This window comes from Parasynechococcus sp. (assembly GCF_042954325.1).
Taxonomy (GTDB): Bacteria; Cyanobacteriota; Cyanobacteriia; order PCC-6307; family Cyanobiaceae; genus Parasynechococcus.
On record NZ_JBGKDS010000012.1, the window covers coordinates 47,544 to 68,903 of the forward strand.

Consider the following 21,360-nt stretch of genomic DNA (forward strand, 5'->3'; position numbering starts at 1 on the left):
CATGCCATCAGCCCTGGCTCGTCTGTTCCGCTCACTGTCCAGGGCGGCCCTGGCTCTCGGCCTGGGCCTCTGCTTGATGCTGACCGCTTGCAGTGGCGATGCTGAGGCCCGACTCAGCGGCGACTATGTCGATGACACCGTTTCGGTGTCCCGAAGCCTGCTGACCTTGATTGATCAACCCCAGGACGCTGAAGGTCACGCTGAAGCGGAGCTGGAAGCACGCGCGTTGATCAACGACTACATGTCGCGCTACAGGCCCCAGCCCCGCGTGAATGGCCTGAGCTCCTTCACGACGATGCAGACCGCGGTGAACTCATTGGCCGGTCACTACGCCTCCTATGCCAATCGTCCGCTCCCTGAGGCGCTCCATGACCGTCTCGCCAAGGAACTGGCCAAAGCGGAACGCACTGCCGTGCGCGGCAACTGAGCTCAAACCTTTGACGAAGGGACACTGGGTCTGAGAGACTCGCGAATTGTGCAGATTCGCGGCTTCGGGCCGCAGTGTCCTTGGCCAACGTTGTCGTCATCGGAGCGCAGTGGGGTGACGAAGGGAAAGGCAAGATCACCGATCTCCTCAGCCGTTCCGCGGATGTGGTGGTTCGTTATCAGGGCGGTGTCAACGCCGGACACACGATCGTCGTTGACGATCGTGTGCTCAAGTTGCACCTGATTCCATCCGGGATCCTTTATCCCGACACCGTCTGTCTGATCGGATCAGGCACGGTCGTTGACCCCAAGGTCATGCTCACTGAGCTGGACATGCTCATTGAGAACGACATTGATATCTCAGGGCTGAAGCTTGCCTCCAGCGCCCACGTGACGATGCCCTACCACCGCCTGCTCGACCAGGCGATGGAGCGTCAACGCGGGGAACGACGCATTGGAACGACCGGCCGAGGGATCGGCCCGACCTACGCCGACAAATCGCAGCGCAGTGGAATCCGCGTCATCGATCTGTTGGATGAAGAGCGTCTGCGTGATCGCCTTGATGGCCCCCTAAAGGAGAAAAACGAACTTCTCCAGACCATTTACGGCGTCGAGCCCCTGGACGCGGAAGCTGTCATCCAGGAATACCTCGCCTACGGACGCCGACTCGCGCCGCACGTCGTCGACTGCACGCGCACCATCCACGGGGCAGCCAAAGCCAAGCAGAACATCCTGTTTGAAGGCGCCCAGGGCACCCTGCTCGATCTGGATCACGGCACCTACCCCTATGTGACCTCGTCCAACCCTGTCTCCGGCGGAGCGTGCATCGGTGCCGGCGTTGGACCCACCCTGATCGACCGTGTGATCGGTGTGGCCAAGGCCTACACAACCCGCGTTGGAGAAGGACCATTCCCCACTGAGTTGAGCGGACGCCTCAACGATCAACTCACCGAACGCGGTGGTGAATTCGGAACCACGACCGGCCGCCAGCGCCGCTGTGGATGGTTTGACGGCGTCATCGGCCGCTATGCCGTTCAAGTCAACGGTTTGGATTGCCTGGCCGTGACCAAGCTGGATGTTCTCGATGAACTCGATGAGATCCAGGTCTGCGTGGCCTACGAACTGGATGGCGAACGCATTGACTACTTCCCCAGCAGTTCGGACGATTTCGCCCGGTGCAAGCCCATTTTTGAAACGCTCCCTGGCTGGCAGTGCTCAACCGCAGACTGCCGACGCCTCGAAGACCTGCCGAAGACGGCCATGGCCTATCTGCGTTTTCTGGCTGATTTGATGGAAGTCCCCATCGCGATTGTGTCGCTGGGAGCCAACCGCGACCAAACGATCGTGGTGGAAGATCCGATTCACGGGCCGAAGCGCGCCCTGCTGAGCGCCTGACCCTCCAGCATGCAGACTGCGGGCTCCTTCGATGAGCCCGCCCCCATGGCATCCACCGATCGCTTTAACGGCGACTTCAATCTTGATGTTGTCGGCATCGGCAATGCCATCGTCGACGTTCTGGTTCAGACCGACGACAACTTTCTGACGGCCCAAAACCTTGAAAAAGGTGGCATGGCTCTGATCGACGAAGCCCGTGCCGAGAGCCTGTACCAAGCCAGTGGCCCAGGCCAGGAAACCTCAGGGGGCTCGGCGGCCAACACACTGGTTGGCATCGCCGAACTGGGCGGACGTGCCGGCTTCATCGGACGGGTGCGCAACGACCAGCTGGGCCGCATCTTCAGCCATGACATCCAGGCCGTCGGCGCGCGCTTTGAGACCCCTGCTGCCACACAAGGGGCCAGCACCGCCCGTTGCCTGATCTACGTGACGCCGGATGCAGAGCGCACGATGTGCACCTTCCTCGGCGCTTCAACACAACTGGAACCGGAGGACCTCGATCTCTCCATGGTGCGTGACACCAAGGTGCTCTACCTCGAGGGGTATCTGTGGGACAGTCCCGCTGCAAAGCGGGCCTTCATTGCCGCAGCGGAAGCCTGCAAAGCATCCGGAGGCCAAGTGGCTTTGTCACTCTCCGATGGTTTCTGCGTTGACCGCCACCGCGACAGCTTCCTCGACCTGGTCAATGGCCATGTGGACGTGCTGTTTGCCAATGAGGTGGAGATCAAAGCCCTCTACCAAACCGAGGACTTCGAAACCGCCCTGGCTCAAGTCACGGGCTGCTGCTCCGTCACCGCCATCACCCGCGGGGCTGAGGGCTCGGTGGTGCTCAGTGGCGATCAGCGCTGGACGATTGGGATTGAGAGCCTGGGAGCACTGGTGGACACGACAGGTGCCGGTGATCTGTATGCCGGTGGCTTCCTCCATGCCTACACCCAGGGCGAGTCGCTGCAGCGCTGCGGCGAACTGGGCGCGCTGTGTGCAGGTCAGATCGTGACCCAGCTGGGGGCTCGCTCCCAGGTTCCCTTGAGCGACCTGGCCGCCCAACGCGTCAATTGAGCTGTCCGGTCGCCCAGATCCCATAGGCACTTGAGGCCTGCACCGGCCAGGAGAGCCACTCCGGCAGGTCATAGGGATGCTGCGCCAGCACGGCCTCGCGCAAGGCCTCAAGCCTCTGGGGGCAGGTTTTGAACAGCAGCTGAACTTCCTGTTCGTGCTGCTGCTCTCCCTCCCAGACGTAATGGGAGTGGATGGTCTGCGTGCTGATGCAGGCGGCCAATCGATGCTGCAGCACAGACGCCGCCAGAGCTTCCGCCTGTGCCGCGTCAGCCACCGTCGTCACAGCCAGCATCAGCACCTTGGAGTCCGTCATCGTTCACGCGGCTGATTAGGTCCTCCAGATCTCGCACAACCTCCACCCCGACCGGAGCCTCTGGACGTCGCAAGAACCAGAGCTGAATGCCCCGTTCCGCAGCGAGATTCCGCCACAACCCTTCAATGAGTCCACCGGACTCCCGGCAGATCACGTCCGTGATCCGCCAGCGGCGACAGAGTGCAGCCTCAATCGCCCCCGGGGCCAGATCGGCCCGCGGATGCACCACCGCAAGATGGTCAGCGGCAAGGCCCACGGCCAGCGCCTGACGGACGCCATCGCAGGACGGCATCACCCGGGCGAACAGGGTGGCCCCAGCGGCCGCACCGGCCCGCGCCGTCTCCGCCAGATGGCGTGACCCCAACGCCACAAACAAATGGTGGCCACCCAGGCACTGATCAGCCAATGCGCTCGGTCGCTCCAGCCAGCGGACGGAGGCGGGAACATCGGCCGACGCCGATCCAGTCCGGGACAGAACATCCGTCCGTCGCTCGAAACGGAGCAACCGCTGCCCCTCACGGCCGCATACACGATGCAAAGCCGCACTGATCTGAAGGGCAAACGGATGGGTCGCATCAACAACCCAAGAAGGGCGGCGAGCCAGAACCTGCTCAATCGAAGCATCACCGTCGAGCGGACCTTGATGCAACGCCGCGACCGCCAGGTCGGCGTAAGCCCTCGCAGCGGACGCCGTGACAACGCTGACCTCCACCGTCCAGCCCGAACGAATCAACGCTGCAGCGATGGCCACCCCTTCAGCGGTTCCGGCCAGCAGCCAGATCCAGCCCTGGTCCCGCCGGCCGTGGTCATTCCCGCCGTGGTGCATCAGGATGGCGCGGAGGAACGATCGGCGGCATGAATCACTGCGTGTTGGAAGTGGAGGTCATGGAAGCCCCCACCCTTCGTTACACCCAGGACAACCAAACGCCAATCGCGGAAATGGCCGTGCGTTTCGATGGCCTGCGCGCGGATGATCCGCCAGGCGAGTTGAAAGTGGTCGGCTGGGGCAACCTTGCCCAGGACCTGCAAAACAGAGTGCAGGTTGGCCAGAAGCTCATGATCGAAGGCCGGTTGCGCATGAACACCGTCCCGCGCCAGGACGGAATGAAGGAAAAGCGTGCTGAATTCACCCTGTCGCGGATGCATCCGATCAGTGGCGGGACGGGTGGCCCAACAGGCATGGCTCAGAGCACCGCTGCGCCTCAACGCAGGGAGGCCAGCCCGGCAACGCCGCGCCCCCAGAAAACCGAGCCCGAGCCCGCGAGCTGGAATGCAGCGCCCCTGGTCCCCGATACCGACGAGATCCCCTTTTGAGCTCACCGCAGTTTGGTCTCCTCATCCAGGTCGGAGACTCGGGTGAGCAACTGCCCCAACTCCCGTTCCAGGGCAGCGAGATCAAACCGCAGCTCGGACCATCGGCCACCATCGATCTCCTGTAGGAGCCAGGCACGGTCGGCATCCAATTGCCGAATCAGTTCCTGAAGATCTTGAGCAGAACGTGCGGTCACAAGAGCTTCAACAGGTCGACATCCATCCTGATGGCCGGGACGCCAAAATGGCTGCCATGAAGGATCTGTTCTCCCCTGGAAGTTTGGTCACCGTTGCCGGCGGTGTTCTGACCGTGATCGGTGCCACGGCATACACCACCGGCAACGCCAATCTCAGCCTGCCCACCATTTTTTATGGCATTCCCATTCTTTTGGGTGGTCTCGCGCTGAAATCATCCGAACTGCCACCGGCGGCTCGGATCACCCCGCCCTCAGCCCTCAAAGACCTGCGCGATCAGGCCCCGGACGAACTCGCCAAGGTGGTGGGAGATGTCACCCGCTGGCGCTACGGGCAAAAAGCTCATCTCGAGTCATCCCTCGAGGCGCTCAAACTCTGGGATGACGACACCCCACCGCAACTCGAAGAGATCGAAGAACTGAATGCTGACGGCGGTTATGGCCTGCGGATGCGATTCAGCCTCGGTGCCATCCCTCTCCAGCGCTGGCAGGAGAAACAGGACAGGCTCGGTCGTTTCTTCGCCAAGGGATTGCGCGCTGAACTGACAGATCTGGGCGACGGGCGCATCGATCTGCAACTCCTTCCATCCGCTGAGGGTTGATCGGATGGCTAGTGATGACGCCCTGAGGGTTTCGGTCCTGAGCGAAGCCCTGCCGTACATCCAGCGTTTCGCCGGACGGCGGATCGTGATCAAGTACGGCGGTGCGGCGATGGCCCATGCCGAACTTCGCGAGGCCGTGTTTCGCGACTTAGCCCTGTTGGCCTGCGTTGGTGTCCAACCGGTGGTGGTGCATGGCGGTGGGCCTGAAATCAACACCTGGTTGAAGCGTCTTCAGATCCCGGCTGAATTCAAGGATGGATTGCGTGTCACCGATGCCGACACCATGGATGTCGTTGAGATGGTGCTGGTCGGCCGCGTCAACAAGCAGATTGTCAACGGCCTCAATCAGCTCGGTGCCAGGGCCGTAGGCCTCAGCGGAAGTGACGGCTCACTGGTCGAAGCGCGACCCTGGGGAGATGGCAGCCATGGCCTGGTTGGCGATGTGGCCCGGGTCAATCCGGATGTGCTTGAACCTCTGCTTGAGCGCGGTTACGTGCCCGTGATCTCGAGTGTGGCCGCCAGCGTTGAGGGGCGAGCCCACAACATCAATGCCGACACCGTTGCAGGTGAACTGGCCGCGGCCCTCGAAGCCGAAAAACTCATCCTGCTGACGGACACCCCTGGGATCCTGCGCGACCGCGACGACCCCGACACTCTGATCCGAAAAATTCGCCTCTCCGAGGCGCGCCAATTGATCGACGACGGCATCGTGGCCGGAGGCATGACACCCAAAACCGAGTGCTGCATCCGGGCATTGGCCCAAGGTGTTGCGGCAGCACACATCGTGGATGGACGCGTCCCCCATGCGCTCTTGCTCGAGGTCTTTACGGACGCCGGCATCGGAACCATGGTGGTGGGACGCGGCTGATCCGTGGCTGAGCAACGGGTTCCTCCTGACCTGAGCGAGGCAGAAGCAGCACTCGAACGTGGTGACTACGGACAAAGCCTGGCCATGTTGCATCCGCTGGCCAACGCCCATCCCTTACCGGATCCGGTGGGCGCGCAAATCCGCCTGATGATGATCACGGCCTGGATGGGTCAGGGGGATGAGACCAGCGCGATTGCCACCTGCCGGCTGCTGAGCCGATGCCAGCAACCGGACATTCGTGCTCAAGCCAAACAACTGCTGACCATTCTCGAATCCCCGAGCCTGGAACGGCCGGATCGCTGGTCCATGCGACTCCCGGAGCTGAATGTATCGGCAACGGGGAGTGGCTTGCCCGCAGGGGCATCCCGCCGGCGACGCTCGCGGCGACCACCGCCACCACCACCGCCACCAACGGGGCCAACGCGTGGCCCTGCACTCGGGTTCGCCCTGATCGTGACTGTCGTTTTAGTCGGTCTCACCATGCTGCTGAGCGGCTGTGTGCGCATCGATGGAGATCTACAGGTCCCCGGCCCTGATCGGGTCATGCTGCGCTGGCAGGTGCGCAGTGATTCCGGTCGCCTGTTGCCCTGGCAAAGACGCCTGGAACCGATGTTGGCGTCGACAACGCCAGCGATCCCTTTGGAGCAGCGGTCCACCGGAGCGCAAATCATCGGCGGGGAGTCCCTTCCGGCCAAGACTGTGGCCCACCAACTCCAGGACCTCGTGGAGGCGGCGGCCAACGCTGCCGGTGTTCCCATCCCTGAGGTGGAGCTGCAGCTGGACGAACGCAATTGGCTGGTCGGCGTCAGGCAGACCCTGACTCTTCACTTTGACCTCTCGGAGGTGCCCGAGATTCCTGGTCTTCACATCGACCTCCAATTGCCCGATGCTGCGCGGGTCGTCATGGCGGAGCCCAGTCCTTCCCCGTCCAAGCGGGGCTCCGGACGCTGGCGGTTACAACCCGGCCAAGATCATCGGATGCAGCTCCGGAGCTGGCGCTGGAGCCCGCTCGGACTCGGCAGTGTGACCATTCCGGTCCTGCTCGGATTCAGCCTGATCCTGCAGAGTGTTCGCCGTCAGCTGGGCTTCGGATTTCCAGAGCTGCCGTCCTGATCAGAGTTCTAGGGGATCGGGATCCACCGCCAACGCCACTCCGGACGGCAGGCTGTTCCAAAGCTCCTGCCCCGGCGGCAACGGCAACGAGCTCCCGACAGGTCCATGCAGAAGCAACTGCCAGCGGCTCCGTCCGGCGACCCGAGCAACGGGAGCCGGGGCCGGACCAATCAGCCACCAGTTCTGGGCTTCACACAGGGGTCGAACCTGCTCAGCCACCAGCGTTGCAGCGGTTGCTGTCTGCGTTGCGGATTCACCGGAGAGACGCAGCAGGCATGCACGACTGAAGGGGACCAGGGCGGCATCGCGACGCAACTGGACTTCCTCCTCCAGGAAACATTCATATCGACCATCGACCAGATGCCGAATCACCGGATGATCCGGGCTGTAGGTCTGCACCAGCACCTGGCCAGGCCGCTCACCACGGCCGGCCCGGCCCGCCAACTGGAGCAACAACTGCAAGGCCTGCTCCGACGCCCGAAGATCGGGACGATGGAGCAGGCCATCCGCGGCCAGCACCGCAGCCAGCGTGACTTGAGGAAGATCCATCCCCTTGGCGAGCATCTGCGTCCCGATCAGCACATCGGCCTCGCCGGCGGCAAAACGATCCAACAGCCTCCGGTGGCCATCACGCCCCCCGGTTGAGTCACGGTCAAACCGCAAGAGACGCAACCCCTCCAACTCCTGTGCCAGCAGATCAAGAACTCTCTGGGTTCCTGCGCCAAAGGGCTTGAACGCGGTTGATCCGCAATGGGAACAACGGGAGGCAATCTCCTCGCGATGGTCGCACCAATGACATCGCAACCACTGACGATCATTCCGGCCGCGATGCACGGTCAAGGCGACATCGCAATGGGGACACATCACAACCTCACCGCAACTTCGGCAGCTGAGGAAGGGGCTGTAGCCCCGCCGTGGCACCAGAACAACAGCTTGTTCACCGGCCTCTGGCAAGGCCGCCAGCCGGTCCATCAACGGCCGACTGATCAGACGGCGGTGACCATCCTCGAGTTCAAGTCGCATATCGACCACATGAACCGGAGGAAGGGGCTGCTGGGAAATCCGCTGGCGCAACCGGGACAAATGAAGACTCCCAGCGGGTGCAAGCTGAACCCAACTGTCCAGGGAAGGGGTGGCACTGCCAAGAACAACCCGTCCTCCCAACCGCTGCATCCGATCCATGGCCAGATCACGGGCGTGATAACAAGGCATCGGTGCATCCTGTTTGTAGGACGCATCGTGTTCTTCATCGAGAACGATCAAGCCGATCGGATCGAGGGGAAGAAAGACCGCTGACCGGGTGCCAACCGCAAGCAACGGTTGCTCGGGCTGCAGACAGCGCCGCCAGGTCCGCAGCCGCTCGCGATCACTGCAACCACTGTGATATTCCAGAACTCGGGCACCAAACCGACGTCGACAGCGATCAACCAGTTGGGGAATCAACCCGATCTCAGGGGTGAGCAAGAGAACGTGCCGGCCAGCCTGAAGTTCCTGGGCGGCGAGCTGCAGGTAGATCTCTGTTTTTCCGGATCCGGTGATCCCCCAAAGCAACAGGCCCTGCCCTGGAGACACAGCGTTGTAATCAGCAATCGCCTGGGCTTGCTCCGCGGTTAATTGACGGGGATCTTCCTGGGCTGCGGAAGCATCGTCGGACGCCAAGGCCGCTGAACGACGCTGACGCTGCACCAATCCATTCCGCTCAAGCACCCGTAAGGGAGCGGCACTAAAGCCCGCCGACTGCAGGCCCCGGAGCCAGTCCCCACCACCACGGGACTCCAAATAATCGAGCAACTGCTGCTGACGCTTGGTCAGCGGCGGTGAAGCCATCGCGCCAGAGCGCTGAAGCGCAACCCACCACAAGGTGCGTTCATTGAGGGAACGTGCCTGGCCAAGCCAGCCTGAGGGCAGTGCCGCTTTCAGCATCCGAAACGCACTGAGATGGCAGCGGACAGCAACGGATTCAATCCACTCACGCCAGTCCGTGGCGACGGCCTCGCGTTGGACCGTGTCTTCAATCGCCAGACAACGTGCCAGGACCTCAGGCGCAACCGAGTTGACCGCTTGGGTCGCCACCACCAGGCCGTGGAGCTGTCGGCCGCGCAGGCGAACACGAACCAGATCCCCGGGCTGGGCGAGCTGATCCCCCCTCAGCCCATAGCTGAACACCTGACCTTCACGGCCAGCCTCCAACCACACATCTGCCAACCGAGTGAACGTTGTCAGAGTCTTGCGTTAAGCGAAAAACTTCTTTAACATGAGAATGTTGGGATTCATACCAACGCCCTGCGTACGTTCCAGAGGGAAGACACGTAGCTCGAAACAGATTTTGAATCTGTTCTTCGACCGGTCTGAGATCACCCCGGACGGCCCAGGTCATCGTCCAGCCGAACACTAGAGACGGCCCGACACAGAATCAGATCCTTGTTGATCAGCCCGCTGATGGCGACCTTGAGTCCCCCATCAGTCAATTGTCATAATGCTCGCTTGCCTTCTGGTCATTCGTCTGACCTGAGCTGAAAAGAGCACCCCTTTACTCGTCACCCCCTGCCTGGAACCACCATGAGTCCTGCCGCCAAGTCTGCTGCGAAATTGGACATTGTCCTGCTCGCCAACGCTGACGGACAGGTCCGCACGGTCACTCCCAAAACAGAGGACGAGCCCAAGAAGGCACCCGCCCGACGGCGCAGCCCACGGGCCACCAAGGCCAGCACCAAAGACTTGTCTGCAGCCGCGGATGAATTGCTAGCGGCAGCCGACCCGAAGAAAGCCAAAGCCAAAGCCAGTAAATCGACGGCCACCAAGGCCAGTGCCACGAAGGCGAAACCAAAAGCCACCAAAGCCAAAGCCAGCACCACCAAGGCGAAGGCAACGACAAAAGCCAAGGCCAGCCCTGCCAAAGCAGCTGACCCCAAACCCACGGCTGAAGAACAGGCCAAAGCAGCGGCTGCGGAGAAGGAGGCCAAGGCCAAAGCTCTCGCCAGCATCAAGATCGGCCCGAAAGGTGTTTACACCGAGGACTCAATCAGGGTCTACCTGCAGGAAATCGGCAGAATCCGCCTGCTCAGGCCAGATGAAGAAATCGAGCTGGCCCGGAAAATTGCCGACTTACTGCATCTCGAAGAGCTTGCTGCGCAGTTTGAAAGCGACAACGGCAGAGAGCCAGACAACAAGGAATGGGCAGCTCTTGTTGAGATGCCGCTGATTCGCTTCCGACGGCGCTTGATGCTTGGCCGTCGCGCCAAGGAAAAGATGGTGCAGTCGAACCTGCGTCTCGTTGTTTCGATTGCCAAGAAATACATGAATCGAGGCCTGAGCTTCCAGGACCTCATTCAGGAAGGCAGCCTCGGATTGATCCGCGCAGCGGAAAAATTTGACCATGAGAAGGGCTACAAGTTCTCCACCTACGCCACCTGGTGGATTCGTCAGGCCATCACCCGAGCGATTGCCGATCAAAGCAGAACCATTCGCCTGCCTGTCCACCTCTACGAGACGATTTCCAGAATTAAAAAGACCACCAAGGTCCTCAGCCAGGAATTCGGACGCAAGCCCACGGAGGAGGAGATTGCTGAATCGATGGAGATGACCATCGAAAAACTCCGCTTCATCGCGAAGAGTGCTCAGCTACCCATCTCACTGGAGACGCCGATTGGCAAAGAGGAAGATTCCAGACTTGGTGACTTCATCGAAGCCGACATTGAAAATCCAGAGCAAGATGTTGCCAAGAACCTCCTGCGTGAGGATCTTGAGGGTGTGCTCGCCACGCTCAGCCCCCGGGAACGCGATGTGCTGCGCCTGCGCTATGGCCTGGACGATGGGCGCATGAAAACCCTGGAAGAGATTGGTCAGATCTTTGATGTCACCCGCGAACGGATTCGCCAGATTGAAGCCAAAGCACTGCGCAAATTGCGTCACCCCAATCGCAATGGCGTCCTGAAGGAATACATCAAATAAAACCTCATCCAACGCATCAACCTTTCAAAACCTGGGTGAATCACCCAGGTTTTTTTGTGACCGAAGGCATTCGTGCAACAAAAAAAGATCCTCAATGGCGCAAAAGCATCTGTTGCACTGACCAAGCAAGACATCGCCAAACCTTGCGATGACATCCTCGATCAATGGGAAGGACAACGTCATTACATGTCAATTAAAAACTCGCTGGCTGGTCCCAGGCGTCTGGACGAACGACGACTGTGAACACAAGGACGGGCACTTTCGCCTGCACAACCATGACACCTGCCCATCAGCCTTTGTCGGCAGTTTTGTCAAAAGTTCCGCTCGACATGGTTCCAGATGAAGGTCGGTTTGCTGGCCAAGCTTGACGTGGCTACGTCCAAAATTGATGACTGCGCACAGACCCCGAGCCTGATCTTGGCGCCCCCGGCAACGACCGCACAGCCTCATGTCGGGCGGTCCCCAATCAGGCCGATGAAGCTGGCATCGCCTTGAAACAGTCAACGCTTGCCTGAGCATGTAAGCCACCATCGCCCCATGCACGCACCAACCTGTGTGCGACAAAGTGGGGATGGATGCATCTGGATGACACCATGCAAGATCCTCTGAGCAGCGAATTCAGAGCGATCGCCTTCGGCCAACAAATGGTGGCGTACTGGGAGCATCTTGAGCCCGGGAAGCCCGATGAAATAGCTGCCCGATATGAGCTCTCAGACGGCCTCCAGCTGGAACGCTGGGGGCTTGGCATCGCCTACGCCATGGTGAGCGAATGCCTTGGAGACCTCGAAGGGGCCCCTGTCCATTTCGAGGAGCTGGTCCGCGGTGCTCAAAGCGATACACGAACCTGGCGACAAATCCTTTACTTGGCGGACCGGCTGCATCACCATCATCATTACCACTAATGGTGACGTAAGTAGTTCTGCACCTTTCCATCAGGCGCGCAAACTCCTATAAATGGCATTGAGGGAATTGAGACGCCCTCCTCACACGGAAGAGATCCAACCCCTGGCGACCAGCCGGGGTTTTTTCTTCAGGCCGTTTGATCGGACGGATCCTGAAGGCTGTCCGTGAACTCCTGAAACGCTTTTTTCAGCCGCTCAACGGGGCTGTCATCCACTGGACATTCCTGAGATGTCTGCTCGGCATAGACCTGCATCAGGCGTGGATCCGGATCGAGCACCGATGCCAGCGCCGTCTTGAAGAGCACCACATTGCGATGGGAGGTCAAGCCTCCAAGGAAGGGTTGCAAGTCCCAGGTGGTGGCCATCCCTGCATCGTCAACGGCTTGAACCCGCACGGAACAAGGCCGAATCAATTGAAAAGCAGGATCCCCGTATCGGTCTGTCGTGTCGCGCAACCTCGCCATCACGAACTCGCCACTATTGAGCAGCAGCAAGCGAATGGCGCCTTCGGATGTCATCGGGAGAAACGCTTCGCCGTGGGGATCCGCCGTCGCGGAGGGGGCGACCTCTGCGGGCAGCGCACCCGTTTGACGGACTCCGTTCACAACAGGTCCTGGCATCGCCACTCCGCTGGAACGGAAATGTTACGCATCCTTCACAAAACTGCGGGACAAGCCGGCTCAGGGACAGATCGTCACATTCGCGATGAACCAGAGCGTGGCTGCGTAGTCTTGGCGGCTGATTCGCCCTTTGCATGGCCCTCACCGAACTGCGCATCGCCTCCCGACGCAGCCAGCTGGCCATGGTGCAAACCAACTGGGTAAAGGCTGAGCTCGAGAAAGCCCATCCCGGCCTGACGATCACCGTGGAAGCCATGGCGACGCAGGGGGACAAGATTCTCGATGTGGCGTTGGCGAAGATCGGCGATAAGGGGCTGTTCACCAAGGAGCTGGAAGCTCAAATGCTGGTGGGGCGGGCCGACATCGCTGTGCACTCGCTCAAAGATTTGCCGACCAACCTTCCGGAAGGCTTGATGCTCGGATGCATCACCGAGCGGGAAGACCCGGCTGACGCGTTGGTCGTCAACGAGAAAAACAAGTCCTACAAGTTGGAGACGCTCCCGGAAGGGTCGGTGGTTGGCACCAGTTCCCTGCGGCGCCTGGCACAGCTCCGCCATCACTACCCACATCTGATTTTCAAAGATGTGCGCGGCAACGTGATCACTCGGCTTGAAAAGCTCGACCGGGGTGACTACGACTGTTTGATTCTTGCTGCTGCTGGACTGGGACGCCTCGGGTTCAGCGATCGAATCCACCAGTTAATTCCTGGCGAGATTTCCCTCCATGCCGTCGGTCAAGGCGCCCTCGGCATCGAATGCGTTGAAGGCAAGCCTGAGGTGATGGAGCTGATCAAGGTGCTCGAGCACACTGTCACCTCGCAACGCTGCCTGGCGGAACGTGCGTTCCTGCGGGAACTCGAAGGGGGCTGCCAGGTGCCGATCGGAGTCAACACCCGCATCGACGGAGATCAGCTGGTTCTCACCGGAATGGTGGCCAGCCTGGATGGCAAGCGACTGATCCGAGAGCAGACCAGTGGTGCAGCCAAGGACGCCGAGTCCATCGGCATCGCTTTAGCCAACACCCTGAAAGATCAAGGTGCGGGTGAGATTCTCAAGGAGATCTTCGAGACCATGCGTCCTGAGGCCTGATCATCCTCTGATCTCAAGCGTTGTCCCCACGTCCACGGCCTCAAACAGCTGGCGGACGTGGGCATTCAGCATCCGAACACAACCCAGGCTGACGGCGGCACGGATCTGCACCCAATGGGGCCAAGGGGTGCCGTGGATGCCAAATTCACCACGGCCATTGCGGTGGAAGGCGAGGTAACGATCGCCAATCGGACTGGAGGGGCCGACGAGCTCTTTGCGCTGGCCTGACGTGTGGGACACGTAGACGGGATTGGCTGTTTTGGTGAGGATCTGGAACTCACCCAGGGGCGTCGGCGTGCTCGGGTCACCGATGGCCACAGGCCAAGGCCCCAGCATCTGACCTTGACGGAGCACACGAATCTGTCGGCGGCTGAGGTCCAGCACGATGCGCGAGGCCGATGGCTCCCGATAGGCAATGTCCTCGGCTTGAGCCGATGCCGGCCCAAGCCAAGCCAGCCCGGCGAGCACCACACCCGACACCAACCATCGAACCACCATGAGACCAGCGCGTCTCGCTAGTCGCAACGTATTCACAGCTCTCCGAAAAAGCCGCGTGAGGGCTGGAATTTCCGCCTGTCTTAAGAGTCTCTCCCCGTGAGGCCGGTGGTCGTGGTCTCCCCGCTGGCGGGCTCTGCATTCGCAGTACCCTGCCTAACCAAGGCGCCAGGCTCACCGTTCAGCACCATGCCCGCCGTCACCGCCCCTGCCCAGCAGCCGACAACGCTGACCGCCAAGCCCGCTCTCCTGTCCGGAGACGCACGCCTGACGATGCTGCAGGCCATTGACTTTCAATTCGCCGATGTGCAGAAGAGGCGACGGAGCCTGATTCGAGCCGCGTGGGCGCTGCGACGCCACGGAGTCATTTGCCTTCGCGCTGCGGCCTCCCAGGACACCGTTGATGCGATTCAAACGGAGATCAACGGCCTGCTGAGCGAGATCCAAAGCGGCGACCATGGGCGTCTTGAGACGCTCGCTTATCTGAACCTTCCAGAACAGCGCGTTCTGAAGGGCTACAACCACTTCCGGGATGCGGACAGACCCGTGATCAACTACCGCGTCGCCCGACCCGATGGACGCAGTGGCAGTGATGCCGGCATGATCGATATCTTCCATCCGGAACGCTTATCGGATTCCCTGCGAAGCGGGATCACGGCATGCCTTCAGGAAGATCTCATCCGTCGGCTGTTATGGATCAGCAGCCTGAACCACATGGTGGTGAAATGCCGCAACCTCTATCTGAACTACGGCGTCAAGGACACACGCAGCTACCACTGCGACGGCCGTTCTCTGAAATTCAAATCGTTTGTCTATCTCACGGACGTGCGCCATCTGGATGACGGCCCCTATTGCTTTGTCCCAGGCTCGCAGCGACGACGACGGCTGTGGTGGCGCAGCGCCCGCTACAACAAGCACAACAATCTCGGACCCTTCGAATTCAGCCAGTTGGCTGACGAACAAGCCCTCCCGCTATTCGCCAATGCCGGTGACATGGTGATCTCCTGTCAACGTGGAGCCCATTGCGGTCATCCACAAGCGGCCACGGCCCAACGCGCCGCCTTGGTGAACATGTATCAGCGTTGATGCCATAAAAAAGGCGGGGACGACCCCGCCAGCATTGAATCCCAGGGGATCGAACGCGATCAATCCACCAACTTGGGGTCGATCTCGGCCATGTAGCGGGCCTCGCAACTCTTGATGATCTCCACAGCCTTTTCGGTGCCGAAGAAGCCATTCACGGTGCAGGTGCCAGGCTTTTTCAGATCCTTGTAGTGCTCCCAGTAGTAGGTGGTTTCCTTCTTCCAGTGATCGCCAAGATCCTCAAAGCTCTTGATGTGATCCATGCGCTTGTCGTCCGCGAGGACCGCGATGACCTTGTCATCGACTTCACCACCGTCATCGAAGGTCATGATGCCAATGATGCGGGCCTCAACGATGGATCCGGGGACCAGCGGCTCGGTGACATTGACGATTTCAATGTCGAGAGGATCGCCATCTTCATCCCAGGTGCGGGGAATGCAGCCGTAGGCAAAGGGATAAGCCAGAGAGGAGTAACCCACCCGATCGAGCTTGAGGTGACCGGTTTCGGTGATCAGCTCGTACTTGTTGATCGTGTTGGAGTTGAGCTCAACGATCGTGTTGAGGCGAAGCTCAGCTTCATCCGCGAAAGCCGGCAGCACATGCAACAGGTTGGGCATGCTGCGGCTTGGAGCCTGATCGAGGTTGGCCATAAACGGCGGGGGACAGCGCCGGGATCCTACGGGGAGAGACGCGAGCCAAGGTCTGCTTGGCCATGCTCAGAGGGCCGATAGAGCCGCCAGCTTTCCCTCGAGGTAAGTCAGGAACGGAGCACTGTCCAACGGGCGGCCACTGATGCGTTGGACCAACTGCTCGGCATTCATCGCTCGCCCCAGGGGATGCACGTGCTCTCGCAGCCAAGCCAGCAGAGGCGTGACATCACCCGCCGCAACATGCTCCTCGGGCGAACCGATCTCCGCGGTCATCGCTTCACTCAATTGGGCACTGATGAGATGGCCCAACAGGTACGACGGGAAGTAACCAAACAGACCTTCCGACCAGTGCACATCCTGCAAGCAACCTTCTGCATCGTTGTCTGGGGTCACCCCGAGTGACTCGCGATAGCGACGGTTCCACTCCGACGGCAGATCCTCCACGGCGAGCCCTTGCTCGAGCAAAGCGATTTCAAGATCGGTTCGGATCAGAATGTGCAAGCCGTAGCTGAGTTCATCCGCCTCGACTCGATTGAGACCAGGAGCCAGAGGGTTCATCGCGGTCCAAAGATCCTCAGCACATCCCAACGGAGCCCCGACCTCACGGAAGCGGGACCACCAGGCCTGCGAGAAAGCGCGACTGCGCGCCACTCGGTTTTCCCAGAACAGCGACTGACTTTCATGAACCGCCATCGATGTGGCCTGTCCGAGCGGCCAGGCAAACCATTGATGACTCTGGTCAGGCAGACCTTGCTCATAGAGCGAATGCCCCCATTCGTGGGCCGTGGCCAGGAAGCATGAAAGCGGCTGACCCGAGACCACCCGGGTTGTGATCCGGTAATCGCTGGGGCCAAGGGTGATGGAGAAGGGATGCGGAGAACGGGCCACGGCCGAGATCGTGTCGGAGCGACCCCAGCTGCTCAGAAGTTCATGACAGAGCAGCTTCTGCTCAGAATCGGGCAGATCCCAGTTCGCCATTCGAGGACGAGGGGCTGTGGTGGATCGGGCGACCAGCTCAGGCAGCTGCTGTCTGAGTGGTGCAAACACCTCATTGAGTCGCGCAAGGGACAGATCCGGTTCAAAGGGCTGCGCCAGGGTTTCCCAGCAGGACCGTGGCTCATTGAACTGGCGAGCTTGCTCCTTCCGGAGATCAACCATGGTTTGCAAGGCGGGTGCAAACAACTGGAAGTCAGAGGCCTGACGCGCTTGCTGCCAGCGGTTGTATCCCTCCGATTTGGCGGTGGCTAACGCAGCAACCAAGGCTGGATCCAGAGCCTGCTGGCGCCCGAGATCCTGTTCCAAAAGATCCAGGTTGCGACCGCGTTCAGCATGGTCCGGGGCCGAGGCATGCTCCGACCATTCCTGGCGTGCCGCCGCAATCAAGTCGGCGTACTCGTTGGCACTTTGACGGGAATGCAGCTGTCGAGCCAGAAGGGTGAGCTGTTCACCGCGCCAAGCGGCCCCTGCCCGTGGCATGCAGGTGTTCTGATCCCAGTAGAGGGTGCTCTGAATGGAGCCGACGATCTGTGTTTCGCGAAGGTAGCCGCCGAGCGCGTCCCAGGCTGTCAACGGATGCTTCAAGCCGCTTGGTCGTTGGATCCGAACATCATGGCGAGCCGAGTGGAGGAATCACGTGAGCCAGAGCTCCCTTGGAGCCACGCCAATCCGTAGCTAAAGAATCCATAGACGACTCCCGGCCATGTCAGCCCCAGGTTCTAGTCCGCAGCTGAAAGCCTTCCTCAAAGCGGTTCTGGACACCCCTGAGCTTCAGGCCAAGATGCAAGAGGAGATCTCAACGGAACGCCTGGTTGCGATCGCCGCTGATTACGGTCATCAACTCAGCGTTGGGGAAGTCAACGAGAATGCGTTGTGGCAGGCCGGTGGATACAAATATCTCTACTAAAGGCTGACAGCAGGTCTTGCCAAACAACCGTTGCAGCGGTGGCATCACAGCCTGCAATCGAGCCATGCTGAACCAAGCAGGTCCAAAAATGATGCGCAAGTTGCTGCTGAGGTCAGCCCTGGCGATCGCGCTTCCTCTGGCGCTTTGGCCCATCAAACTGATGTATCGACGTCCGCCATCGCTGGCATGACGGACTGGGGAACAGCACAACGGTCCTGACACAGCACCTCCAAGGCTGGACGACCGGTCAGCCTGAGCCGCCAGTCCGCCCAAACTCTGTAGAGCCCATTCGTGAAGGGTGCGACCATCGGCCACGCCGTGGGTGCGTACACCCAGCCCAAGCCAATCAAGCGGTAGGCCTCACGGAACACAGCCACATCTCTCAAAATTTCGCCGGTTCCACGGATCGCGTGAATACGTCCCATGGCTTGGCGGTAACTGATGTCCGCGTGCTCAGCGGGGTTGTAATCAGCGGCATTGATATCGACAAACCTCAGACGCTGGTTCCGGTCACGGCGACGGAGAAAGTTGACTTCGCGCACGCACAAGGGGCACCCACCGTCAAACAGAAGAGTGAGAACAGAGCTGGGCTGCTGGTTCACGGCGCCAGGGGAAAACTGCAACAGCTTGGCGAAACCATGAGGCGATGGAGAGGATCAGCGCAGGGAGATCAACGACGAACGCCTGGAGCGATAACGCAAAACACGGGAACGCGTTTTCAAATGCCGGCGGCCTCGGCAGGGGCGGCGATAGAGATCAGCGTTGTTCTTCCACGCACGTGGGTAGGGCCAACTGCGCTTCAAGGCAGGGGAATTCGTGGTTCGGCAACACCACCAACAGTGCAACCAATACACACAGAAGGCTCCGAGCAATCCGGACATGTCTGAAGGCCGATGCCCCACGTGCTCGTCGAGGTTTTCAGCGTAGACGCGACGGGCAACTGCGTTCAACCCTCAGCGTTGTTCATCACTGATCTGATGCAAACGATCGATCAACAGATCGACCTCCGTATCCAAACCGTCGCTCGACTCCCAAGCTTGCGGATCAAATCGGTCCTGGATCGCCTGATTGATCCGCTCAGAGTTACGGAGATTCAGCAAGGTTTGAGGTGTCGCCGTTGGTGTCAAGGAGCTCTGCTGCAGCGAGGTCTGGTGGGGGGACACCGCCTGTATCGCTTCACCAATCAGATGACAGGCAATTCGTCTCTGACTGCCCTGTGATCGATGTTCCCAGAGGTACACCGCCTGCCACATGCCCAGCAAGAGTCGTCCCTGATCCACACTCAGGGTCATCGTCTGCGCCGTCAGCGCAGTGCGGATGTGAGCCGGCATGTCATCGGGACCCTCGTCATCGTGCCGATAGCGGTGACGCCGACCGTCCCCATCTGCCGGACCCCGACCATCCTGAGGAACAACCGCTTCCATCCAGGCCGTCAGGTCCTGAAGCACCCTGGGGTCAGCGTTTTCATTGATGGTCAGGCTCGCGCTGGTGTGCAGACAGGTGAGGTGCAGCACACCTTGATCGAGACCGGTGCCAGCAATCCAGGCATTGAGCTGCTCATTCAATCGGGTGAAACCAGGAGCCGCCGTTCTCAACTCCAAGACATGCAGACGCTGCACCAAATCCATGGCTGAGAACGACTTTTCCACCATCCTTAGCAAGCCTGCGTTCACGCCAACGCCCAATCAGCAATGGGAAAATGATGCTTCGATCCCCTTCATTTCAGGACCTGCCATGACGGCCCAGCGCCTCAACGACGCAGAACAGGACGCTCTGCACGTTGCCCTGCCGACATGGAAACGACAGGGCAACACCTTGCAGCGCAGTTTTGTCTTCCGCGACTTCGTCGAGGCCTTTGGCTTCATGAGCCGCGTGGCCCTGCTGGCCGAACAACGCAATCACCATCCGGAATGGAGCAACGTCTACAACCGCGTCTCGATCACCCTGACCACCCATGACCTCAACGGACTGAGCAGTCTGGATGTTGACCTCGCTCAAGCCATCGATTCCCTCCTGCCAGCATGAGTTCAAACGACGTTGCCGCCATGACCACCGCCCCAGTCCCTACCGGGGTTCCCGTCACCATTCTCAGCGGCTTTCTCGGCGCTGGGAAAACCACTCTTCTCAACCACATTCTGAGCAACCAACACGGGGTCAAGACCGCCGTTCTCGTCAATGAATTCGGAGAGATCGGAATCGATAACGACCTTGTGGTGACCACAGGTGAAGACATGGTCGAGCTCAGCAACGGTTGCATCTGCTGCTCCATCAATGGTGAGTTGATGGAGGCGATTGAACGGATCCTGGAGCGCCCTGATCCACTGGATTACATCGTGGTGGAAACGACTGGTCTGGCGGATCCACTCCCGGTCGCCATGACCTTTTTAGGAAGCGAGCTGAGGGATCAGACACGCCTGGATTCGATCATCACCTTGATCGATGCCGAAAACTTCGAGGAGAGCCTGCTGGAATCCGAAATCGGCAGAGCCCAGGTGATCTACGGCGACATCCTTCTGCTGAACAAATGTGACCTGGTCGACGAGGCACGACTTCAGGCCATTGAATCGCGGCTGAAGGCGATCAAAAATGACGCCAGGATCCTGCGATCGGTCAAAGGCGATGTCCCCTTGGCCCTGCTGTTGAGCGTTGGCCTTTTTGAATCCGACAAAGTCACCAACAGTGCTGACGACCCCAGCCTCGATCACAGTGATTGCGACCACGACCATGGCCACTGCAGCCATGACGAGCACGATCACGGGCATGAGCATCACGGACATGAGCATCACGGGCACAGCCATGACCATGACCACAGCCACCACAGTCACAGCCATGACCATGGGGCCCATCCCGATCAATTAGCGATCGAAGGGTTCACATCGTTGTCGTTCCAAAGTGATGGACCGTTTGCATTGCGCAAATTCCAGAATTTTCTAGACAACCAGATGCCGGCTGAGGTCTTCCGGGCCAAGGGAATCCTGTGGTTCAACGAAAGTGAACGACGCCACGTCTTTCACCTCGCCGGGAAACGCTTCTCCATTGACGACAGTGATTGGGTCGGTGAGCGTAAAAACCAGATCGTTCTCATTGGTAAGGAGATCAACCACGACACCCTGCGGCGTCAACTTCAGGCCTGTGTCGCCAAGGATGCTGGCAAAGGGTTTCTCTGAACGTTCACAAGCTCGACAACCGGACTAGGGTGCCGTCATGCATGAGTCATTGATGCCTGAGCCCATCGCTCTGATCGCTGTACTGCTTGTTTCAAGCCTTTTGATCTGGCTGCTTGCAGACTCCGATGACGACAACAGCGGCGGCGGATTGCATGAGCCGGTCCTGATCCCCATTCCTGTGCGGCACCGGCAACGCTGAGCGAGGCCGTCAATCCACCAA

27 protein-coding genes are annotated in these 21,360 nt (G+C 60.1%); 16 read left to right on the top strand and 11 right to left on the bottom strand.

Annotated elements, in window-relative coordinates; all coding sequences use genetic code 11:
* Position 1 precedes the first annotated feature (1 nt).
* The 3 genes from psb27 (at position 2) to ACGVKB_RS01245 (ending at position 2,880) form a co-directional block, all read left to right on the top strand.
* Positions 2-427, top strand: a complete 426-nt coding sequence (gene psb27 / locus ACGVKB_RS01235) for a photosystem II protein Psb27 (protein WP_392349444.1) — start codon at positions 2-4, stop codon at positions 425-427.
* A gap of 74 nt (positions 428-501) precedes the next feature.
* The gene (locus ACGVKB_RS01240; protein WP_392349445.1) at positions 502-1,821 is read left to right on the top strand and encodes an adenylosuccinate synthase; all 1,320 of its coding nucleotides are present in this window, start codon (positions 502-504) and stop codon (positions 1,819-1,821) included.
* Between the two features lie 45 nt (positions 1,822-1,866).
* On the top strand, positions 1,867-2,880 hold the full coding sequence (locus ACGVKB_RS01245) for an adenosine kinase (RefSeq protein ID WP_392349446.1): 1,014 nt from the start codon (positions 1,867-1,869) through the stop codon (positions 2,878-2,880).
* Here ACGVKB_RS01245 and cutA read toward each other — a convergent pair.
* Together cutA and ACGVKB_RS01255 are read right to left on the bottom strand one after the other, a co-directional pair.
* Positions 2,873-3,193, bottom strand: coding sequence for a divalent-cation tolerance protein CutA (gene cutA, locus ACGVKB_RS01250; RefSeq protein WP_392349447.1), 321 nt, complete (start codon positions 3,191-3,193; stop codon positions 2,873-2,875). The genes ACGVKB_RS01245 and cutA overlap by 8 nt on opposite strands.
* Complete coding sequence (locus ACGVKB_RS01255; RefSeq protein ID WP_392349448.1) at positions 3,147-4,019, bottom strand: precorrin-6A/cobalt-precorrin-6A reductase; 873 nt, start codon at positions 4,017-4,019, stop codon at positions 3,147-3,149. Before ACGVKB_RS01255 ends, cutA begins: the two co-directional genes overlap by 47 nt.
* Before the next feature lie 29 nt (positions 4,020-4,048).
* Between ACGVKB_RS01255 and ACGVKB_RS01260 the strand changes: the two genes are divergently transcribed.
* Positions 4,049-4,507, top strand: a complete 459-nt coding sequence (locus tag ACGVKB_RS01260) for a single-stranded DNA-binding protein (RefSeq protein ID WP_392349449.1) — start codon at positions 4,049-4,051, stop codon at positions 4,505-4,507.
* Between the two features lie 2 nt (positions 4,508-4,509).
* Here the strand turns inward: ACGVKB_RS01260 and ACGVKB_RS01265 are convergent, their stop codons facing one another.
* Complete coding sequence (locus tag ACGVKB_RS01265) at positions 4,510-4,701, bottom strand: hypothetical protein (RefSeq protein ID WP_392349450.1); 192 nt, start codon at positions 4,699-4,701, stop codon at positions 4,510-4,512.
* Between the two features lie 56 nt (positions 4,702-4,757).
* Between ACGVKB_RS01265 and ACGVKB_RS01270 the strand changes: the two genes are divergently transcribed.
* Genes ACGVKB_RS01270 through ACGVKB_RS01280 form a run of 3 tightly spaced genes read left to right on the top strand, consistent with a single transcriptional unit; the run spans position 4,758 to position 7,281 of the window.
* Positions 4,758-5,300, top strand: coding sequence for a DUF2854 domain-containing protein (locus ACGVKB_RS01270; protein WP_392349451.1), 543 nt, complete (start codon positions 4,758-4,760; stop codon positions 5,298-5,300).
* Between the two features lie 4 nt (positions 5,301-5,304).
* A complete protein-coding gene (argB, locus tag ACGVKB_RS01275) occupies positions 5,305-6,168 on the top strand; it encodes an acetylglutamate kinase (RefSeq protein WP_392349452.1) in 864 nt (287 codons plus the stop codon).
* 3 nt (positions 6,169-6,171) lie between these two features.
* Positions 6,172-7,281 carry a DUF3153 domain-containing protein gene (locus ACGVKB_RS01280; protein ID WP_392349453.1) on the top strand — a complete coding sequence of 370 codons (1,110 nt, stop codon included), beginning with the start codon at positions 6,172-6,174 and terminating at the stop codon, positions 7,279-7,281.
* Here the strand turns inward: ACGVKB_RS01280 and priA are convergent, their stop codons facing one another.
* Positions 7,282-9,486 carry a primosomal protein N' gene (gene priA / locus ACGVKB_RS01285; RefSeq protein ID WP_392349454.1) on the bottom strand — a complete coding sequence of 735 codons (2,205 nt, stop codon included), beginning with the start codon at positions 9,484-9,486 and terminating at the stop codon, positions 7,282-7,284.
* Positions 9,487-9,840: 354 nt separating this feature from the next.
* Between priA and rpoD the strand changes: the two genes are divergently transcribed.
* From rpoD to ACGVKB_RS01300, 3 genes are all read left to right on the top strand, one after another.
* Complete coding sequence (rpoD, locus tag ACGVKB_RS01290; protein ID WP_392349455.1) at positions 9,841-11,232, top strand: RNA polymerase sigma factor RpoD; 1,392 nt, start codon at positions 9,841-9,843, stop codon at positions 11,230-11,232.
* Between the two features lie 72 nt (positions 11,233-11,304).
* Complete coding sequence (locus ACGVKB_RS01295) at positions 11,305-11,475, top strand: hypothetical protein (RefSeq protein ID WP_392349456.1); 171 nt, start codon at positions 11,305-11,307, stop codon at positions 11,473-11,475.
* Positions 11,476-11,825: 350 nt separating this feature from the next.
* Positions 11,826-12,134, top strand: a complete 309-nt coding sequence (locus tag ACGVKB_RS01300; RefSeq protein ID WP_392349457.1) for a hypothetical protein — start codon at positions 11,826-11,828, stop codon at positions 12,132-12,134.
* 128 nt (positions 12,135-12,262) lie between these two features.
* On the opposite strand, the gene ACGVKB_RS01305 is transcribed toward ACGVKB_RS01300, so the two are convergent.
* Positions 12,263-12,754 carry a DUF6561 domain-containing protein gene (locus tag ACGVKB_RS01305; RefSeq protein ID WP_392349458.1) on the bottom strand — a complete coding sequence of 164 codons (492 nt, stop codon included), beginning with the start codon at positions 12,752-12,754 and terminating at the stop codon, positions 12,263-12,265.
* A 134-nt stretch (positions 12,755-12,888) separates the two neighbouring features.
* Between ACGVKB_RS01305 and hemC the strand changes: the two genes are divergently transcribed.
* On the top strand, positions 12,889-13,842 hold the full coding sequence (hemC, locus tag ACGVKB_RS01310) for a hydroxymethylbilane synthase (protein WP_392349459.1): 954 nt from the start codon (positions 12,889-12,891) through the stop codon (positions 13,840-13,842).
* Here the strand turns inward: hemC and ACGVKB_RS01315 are convergent, their stop codons facing one another.
* Complete coding sequence (locus ACGVKB_RS01315; RefSeq protein WP_392349460.1) at positions 13,843-14,340, bottom strand: L,D-transpeptidase; 498 nt, start codon at positions 14,338-14,340, stop codon at positions 13,843-13,845. It lies immediately after the preceding gene.
* Between the two features lie 186 nt (positions 14,341-14,526).
* Between ACGVKB_RS01315 and ACGVKB_RS01320 the strand changes: the two genes are divergently transcribed.
* Complete coding sequence (locus tag ACGVKB_RS01320; protein ID WP_392349461.1) at positions 14,527-15,423, top strand: phytanoyl-CoA dioxygenase family protein; 897 nt, start codon at positions 14,527-14,529, stop codon at positions 15,421-15,423.
* Positions 15,424-15,482: 59 nt separating this feature from the next.
* On the opposite strand, the gene ACGVKB_RS01325 is transcribed toward ACGVKB_RS01320, so the two are convergent.
* A complete protein-coding gene (locus ACGVKB_RS01325; protein WP_392349462.1) occupies positions 15,483-16,070 on the bottom strand; it encodes an inorganic diphosphatase in 588 nt (195 codons plus the stop codon).
* A 66-nt stretch (positions 16,071-16,136) separates the two neighbouring features.
* Positions 16,137-17,639 carry a carboxypeptidase M32 gene (locus ACGVKB_RS01330; protein WP_392349463.1) on the bottom strand — a complete coding sequence of 501 codons (1,503 nt, stop codon included), beginning with the start codon at positions 17,637-17,639 and terminating at the stop codon, positions 16,137-16,139.
* 130 nt (positions 17,640-17,769) lie between these two features.
* Here ACGVKB_RS01330 and ACGVKB_RS01335 point away from each other — a divergent pair, with 130 nt between their 5' ends.
* Positions 17,770-17,973 (top strand): Nif11-like leader peptide family natural product precursor, encoded by a 204-nt coding sequence (locus tag ACGVKB_RS01335; protein ID WP_392349464.1) that lies wholly within the window; start codon positions 17,770-17,772, stop codon positions 17,971-17,973.
* A 152-nt stretch (positions 17,974-18,125) separates the two neighbouring features.
* On the opposite strand, the gene ACGVKB_RS01340 is transcribed toward ACGVKB_RS01335, so the two are convergent.
* The 3 genes from ACGVKB_RS01340 to ACGVKB_RS01350 are packed head-to-tail and all read right to left on the bottom strand — an operon-like array spanning position 18,126 to position 19,601.
* Positions 18,126-18,596, bottom strand: a complete 471-nt coding sequence (locus ACGVKB_RS01340; protein WP_392349465.1) for a thiol-disulfide oxidoreductase DCC family protein — start codon at positions 18,594-18,596, stop codon at positions 18,126-18,128.
* A 33-nt stretch (positions 18,597-18,629) separates the two neighbouring features.
* The gene (locus ACGVKB_RS01345; RefSeq protein ID WP_392349466.1) at positions 18,630-18,923 is read right to left on the bottom strand and encodes a hypothetical protein; all 294 of its coding nucleotides are present in this window, start codon (positions 18,921-18,923) and stop codon (positions 18,630-18,632) included.
* Between the two features lie 3 nt (positions 18,924-18,926).
* Positions 18,927-19,601, bottom strand: coding sequence for a secondary thiamine-phosphate synthase enzyme YjbQ (locus ACGVKB_RS01350; RefSeq protein ID WP_392349467.1), 675 nt, complete (start codon positions 19,599-19,601; stop codon positions 18,927-18,929).
* A 106-nt stretch (positions 19,602-19,707) separates the two neighbouring features.
* On the opposite strand from ACGVKB_RS01350, the gene ACGVKB_RS01355 reads away from it, so the two are divergent.
* Genes ACGVKB_RS01355 through ACGVKB_RS01365 form a run of 3 tightly spaced genes read left to right on the top strand, consistent with a single transcriptional unit; the run spans position 19,708 to position 21,339 of the window.
* Complete coding sequence (locus tag ACGVKB_RS01355; RefSeq protein WP_392349468.1) at positions 19,708-19,998, top strand: 4a-hydroxytetrahydrobiopterin dehydratase; 291 nt, start codon at positions 19,708-19,710, stop codon at positions 19,996-19,998.
* A 20-nt stretch (positions 19,999-20,018) separates the two neighbouring features.
* A complete protein-coding gene (locus tag ACGVKB_RS01360) occupies positions 20,019-21,140 on the top strand; it encodes a CobW family GTP-binding protein (RefSeq protein WP_392349469.1) in 1,122 nt (373 codons plus the stop codon).
* A 37-nt stretch (positions 21,141-21,177) separates the two neighbouring features.
* Positions 21,178-21,339 carry a hypothetical protein gene (locus ACGVKB_RS01365; protein ID WP_392349470.1) on the top strand — a complete coding sequence of 54 codons (162 nt, stop codon included), beginning with the start codon at positions 21,178-21,180 and terminating at the stop codon, positions 21,337-21,339.
* Positions 21,340-21,360 lie beyond the last annotated feature (21 nt).

Bases quoted from the DNA above. Each gene is read 5' to 3' on its own strand.
- psb27 (WP_392349444.1), top strand. From the start codon at position 2: ATGCCATCAGCCCTGGCTCGTCTGTTCCGCTCACTGTCCAGGGCGGCC.
- ACGVKB_RS01245 (WP_392349446.1), top strand. From the start codon at position 1,867: ATGGCATCCACCGATCGCTTTAACGGCGACTTCAATCTTGATGTTGTC.
- cutA (WP_392349447.1), bottom strand. From the start codon at position 3,193: ATGACGGACTCCAAGGTGCTGATGCTGGCTGTGACGACGGTGGCTGAC.
- ACGVKB_RS01255 (WP_392349448.1), bottom strand. From the start codon at position 4,019: ATGCACCACGGCGGGAATGACCACGGCCGGCGGGACCAGGGCTGGATC.
- ACGVKB_RS01260 (WP_392349449.1), top strand. From the start codon at position 4,049: ATGAATCACTGCGTGTTGGAAGTGGAGGTCATGGAAGCCCCCACCCTT.
- ACGVKB_RS01270 (WP_392349451.1), top strand. From the start codon at position 4,758: ATGAAGGATCTGTTCTCCCCTGGAAGTTTGGTCACCGTTGCCGGCGGT.
- argB (WP_392349452.1), top strand. From the start codon at position 5,305: ATGGCTAGTGATGACGCCCTGAGGGTTTCGGTCCTGAGCGAAGCCCTG.
- rpoD (WP_392349455.1), top strand. From the start codon at position 9,841: ATGAGTCCTGCCGCCAAGTCTGCTGCGAAATTGGACATTGTCCTGCTC.
- ACGVKB_RS01300 (WP_392349457.1), top strand. From the start codon at position 11,826: ATGCAAGATCCTCTGAGCAGCGAATTCAGAGCGATCGCCTTCGGCCAA.
- ACGVKB_RS01305 (WP_392349458.1), bottom strand. From the start codon at position 12,754: ATGCCAGGACCTGTTGTGAACGGAGTCCGTCAAACGGGTGCGCTGCCC.
- hemC (WP_392349459.1), top strand. From the start codon at position 12,889: ATGGCCCTCACCGAACTGCGCATCGCCTCCCGACGCAGCCAGCTGGCC.
- ACGVKB_RS01315 (WP_392349460.1), bottom strand. From the start codon at position 14,340: ATGGTGGTTCGATGGTTGGTGTCGGGTGTGGTGCTCGCCGGGCTGGCT.
- ACGVKB_RS01320 (WP_392349461.1), top strand. From the start codon at position 14,527: ATGCCCGCCGTCACCGCCCCTGCCCAGCAGCCGACAACGCTGACCGCC.
- ACGVKB_RS01325 (WP_392349462.1), bottom strand. From the start codon at position 16,070: ATGGCCAACCTCGATCAGGCTCCAAGCCGCAGCATGCCCAACCTGTTG.
- ACGVKB_RS01335 (WP_392349464.1), top strand. From the start codon at position 17,770: ATGTCAGCCCCAGGTTCTAGTCCGCAGCTGAAAGCCTTCCTCAAAGCG.
- ACGVKB_RS01350 (WP_392349467.1), bottom strand. From the start codon at position 19,601: ATGGATTTGGTGCAGCGTCTGCATGTCTTGGAGTTGAGAACGGCGGCT.
- ACGVKB_RS01355 (WP_392349468.1), top strand. From the start codon at position 19,708: ATGACGGCCCAGCGCCTCAACGACGCAGAACAGGACGCTCTGCACGTT.
- ACGVKB_RS01360 (WP_392349469.1), top strand. From the start codon at position 20,019: ATGACCACCGCCCCAGTCCCTACCGGGGTTCCCGTCACCATTCTCAGC.
- ACGVKB_RS01365 (WP_392349470.1), top strand. From the start codon at position 21,178: ATGCATGAGTCATTGATGCCTGAGCCCATCGCTCTGATCGCTGTACTG.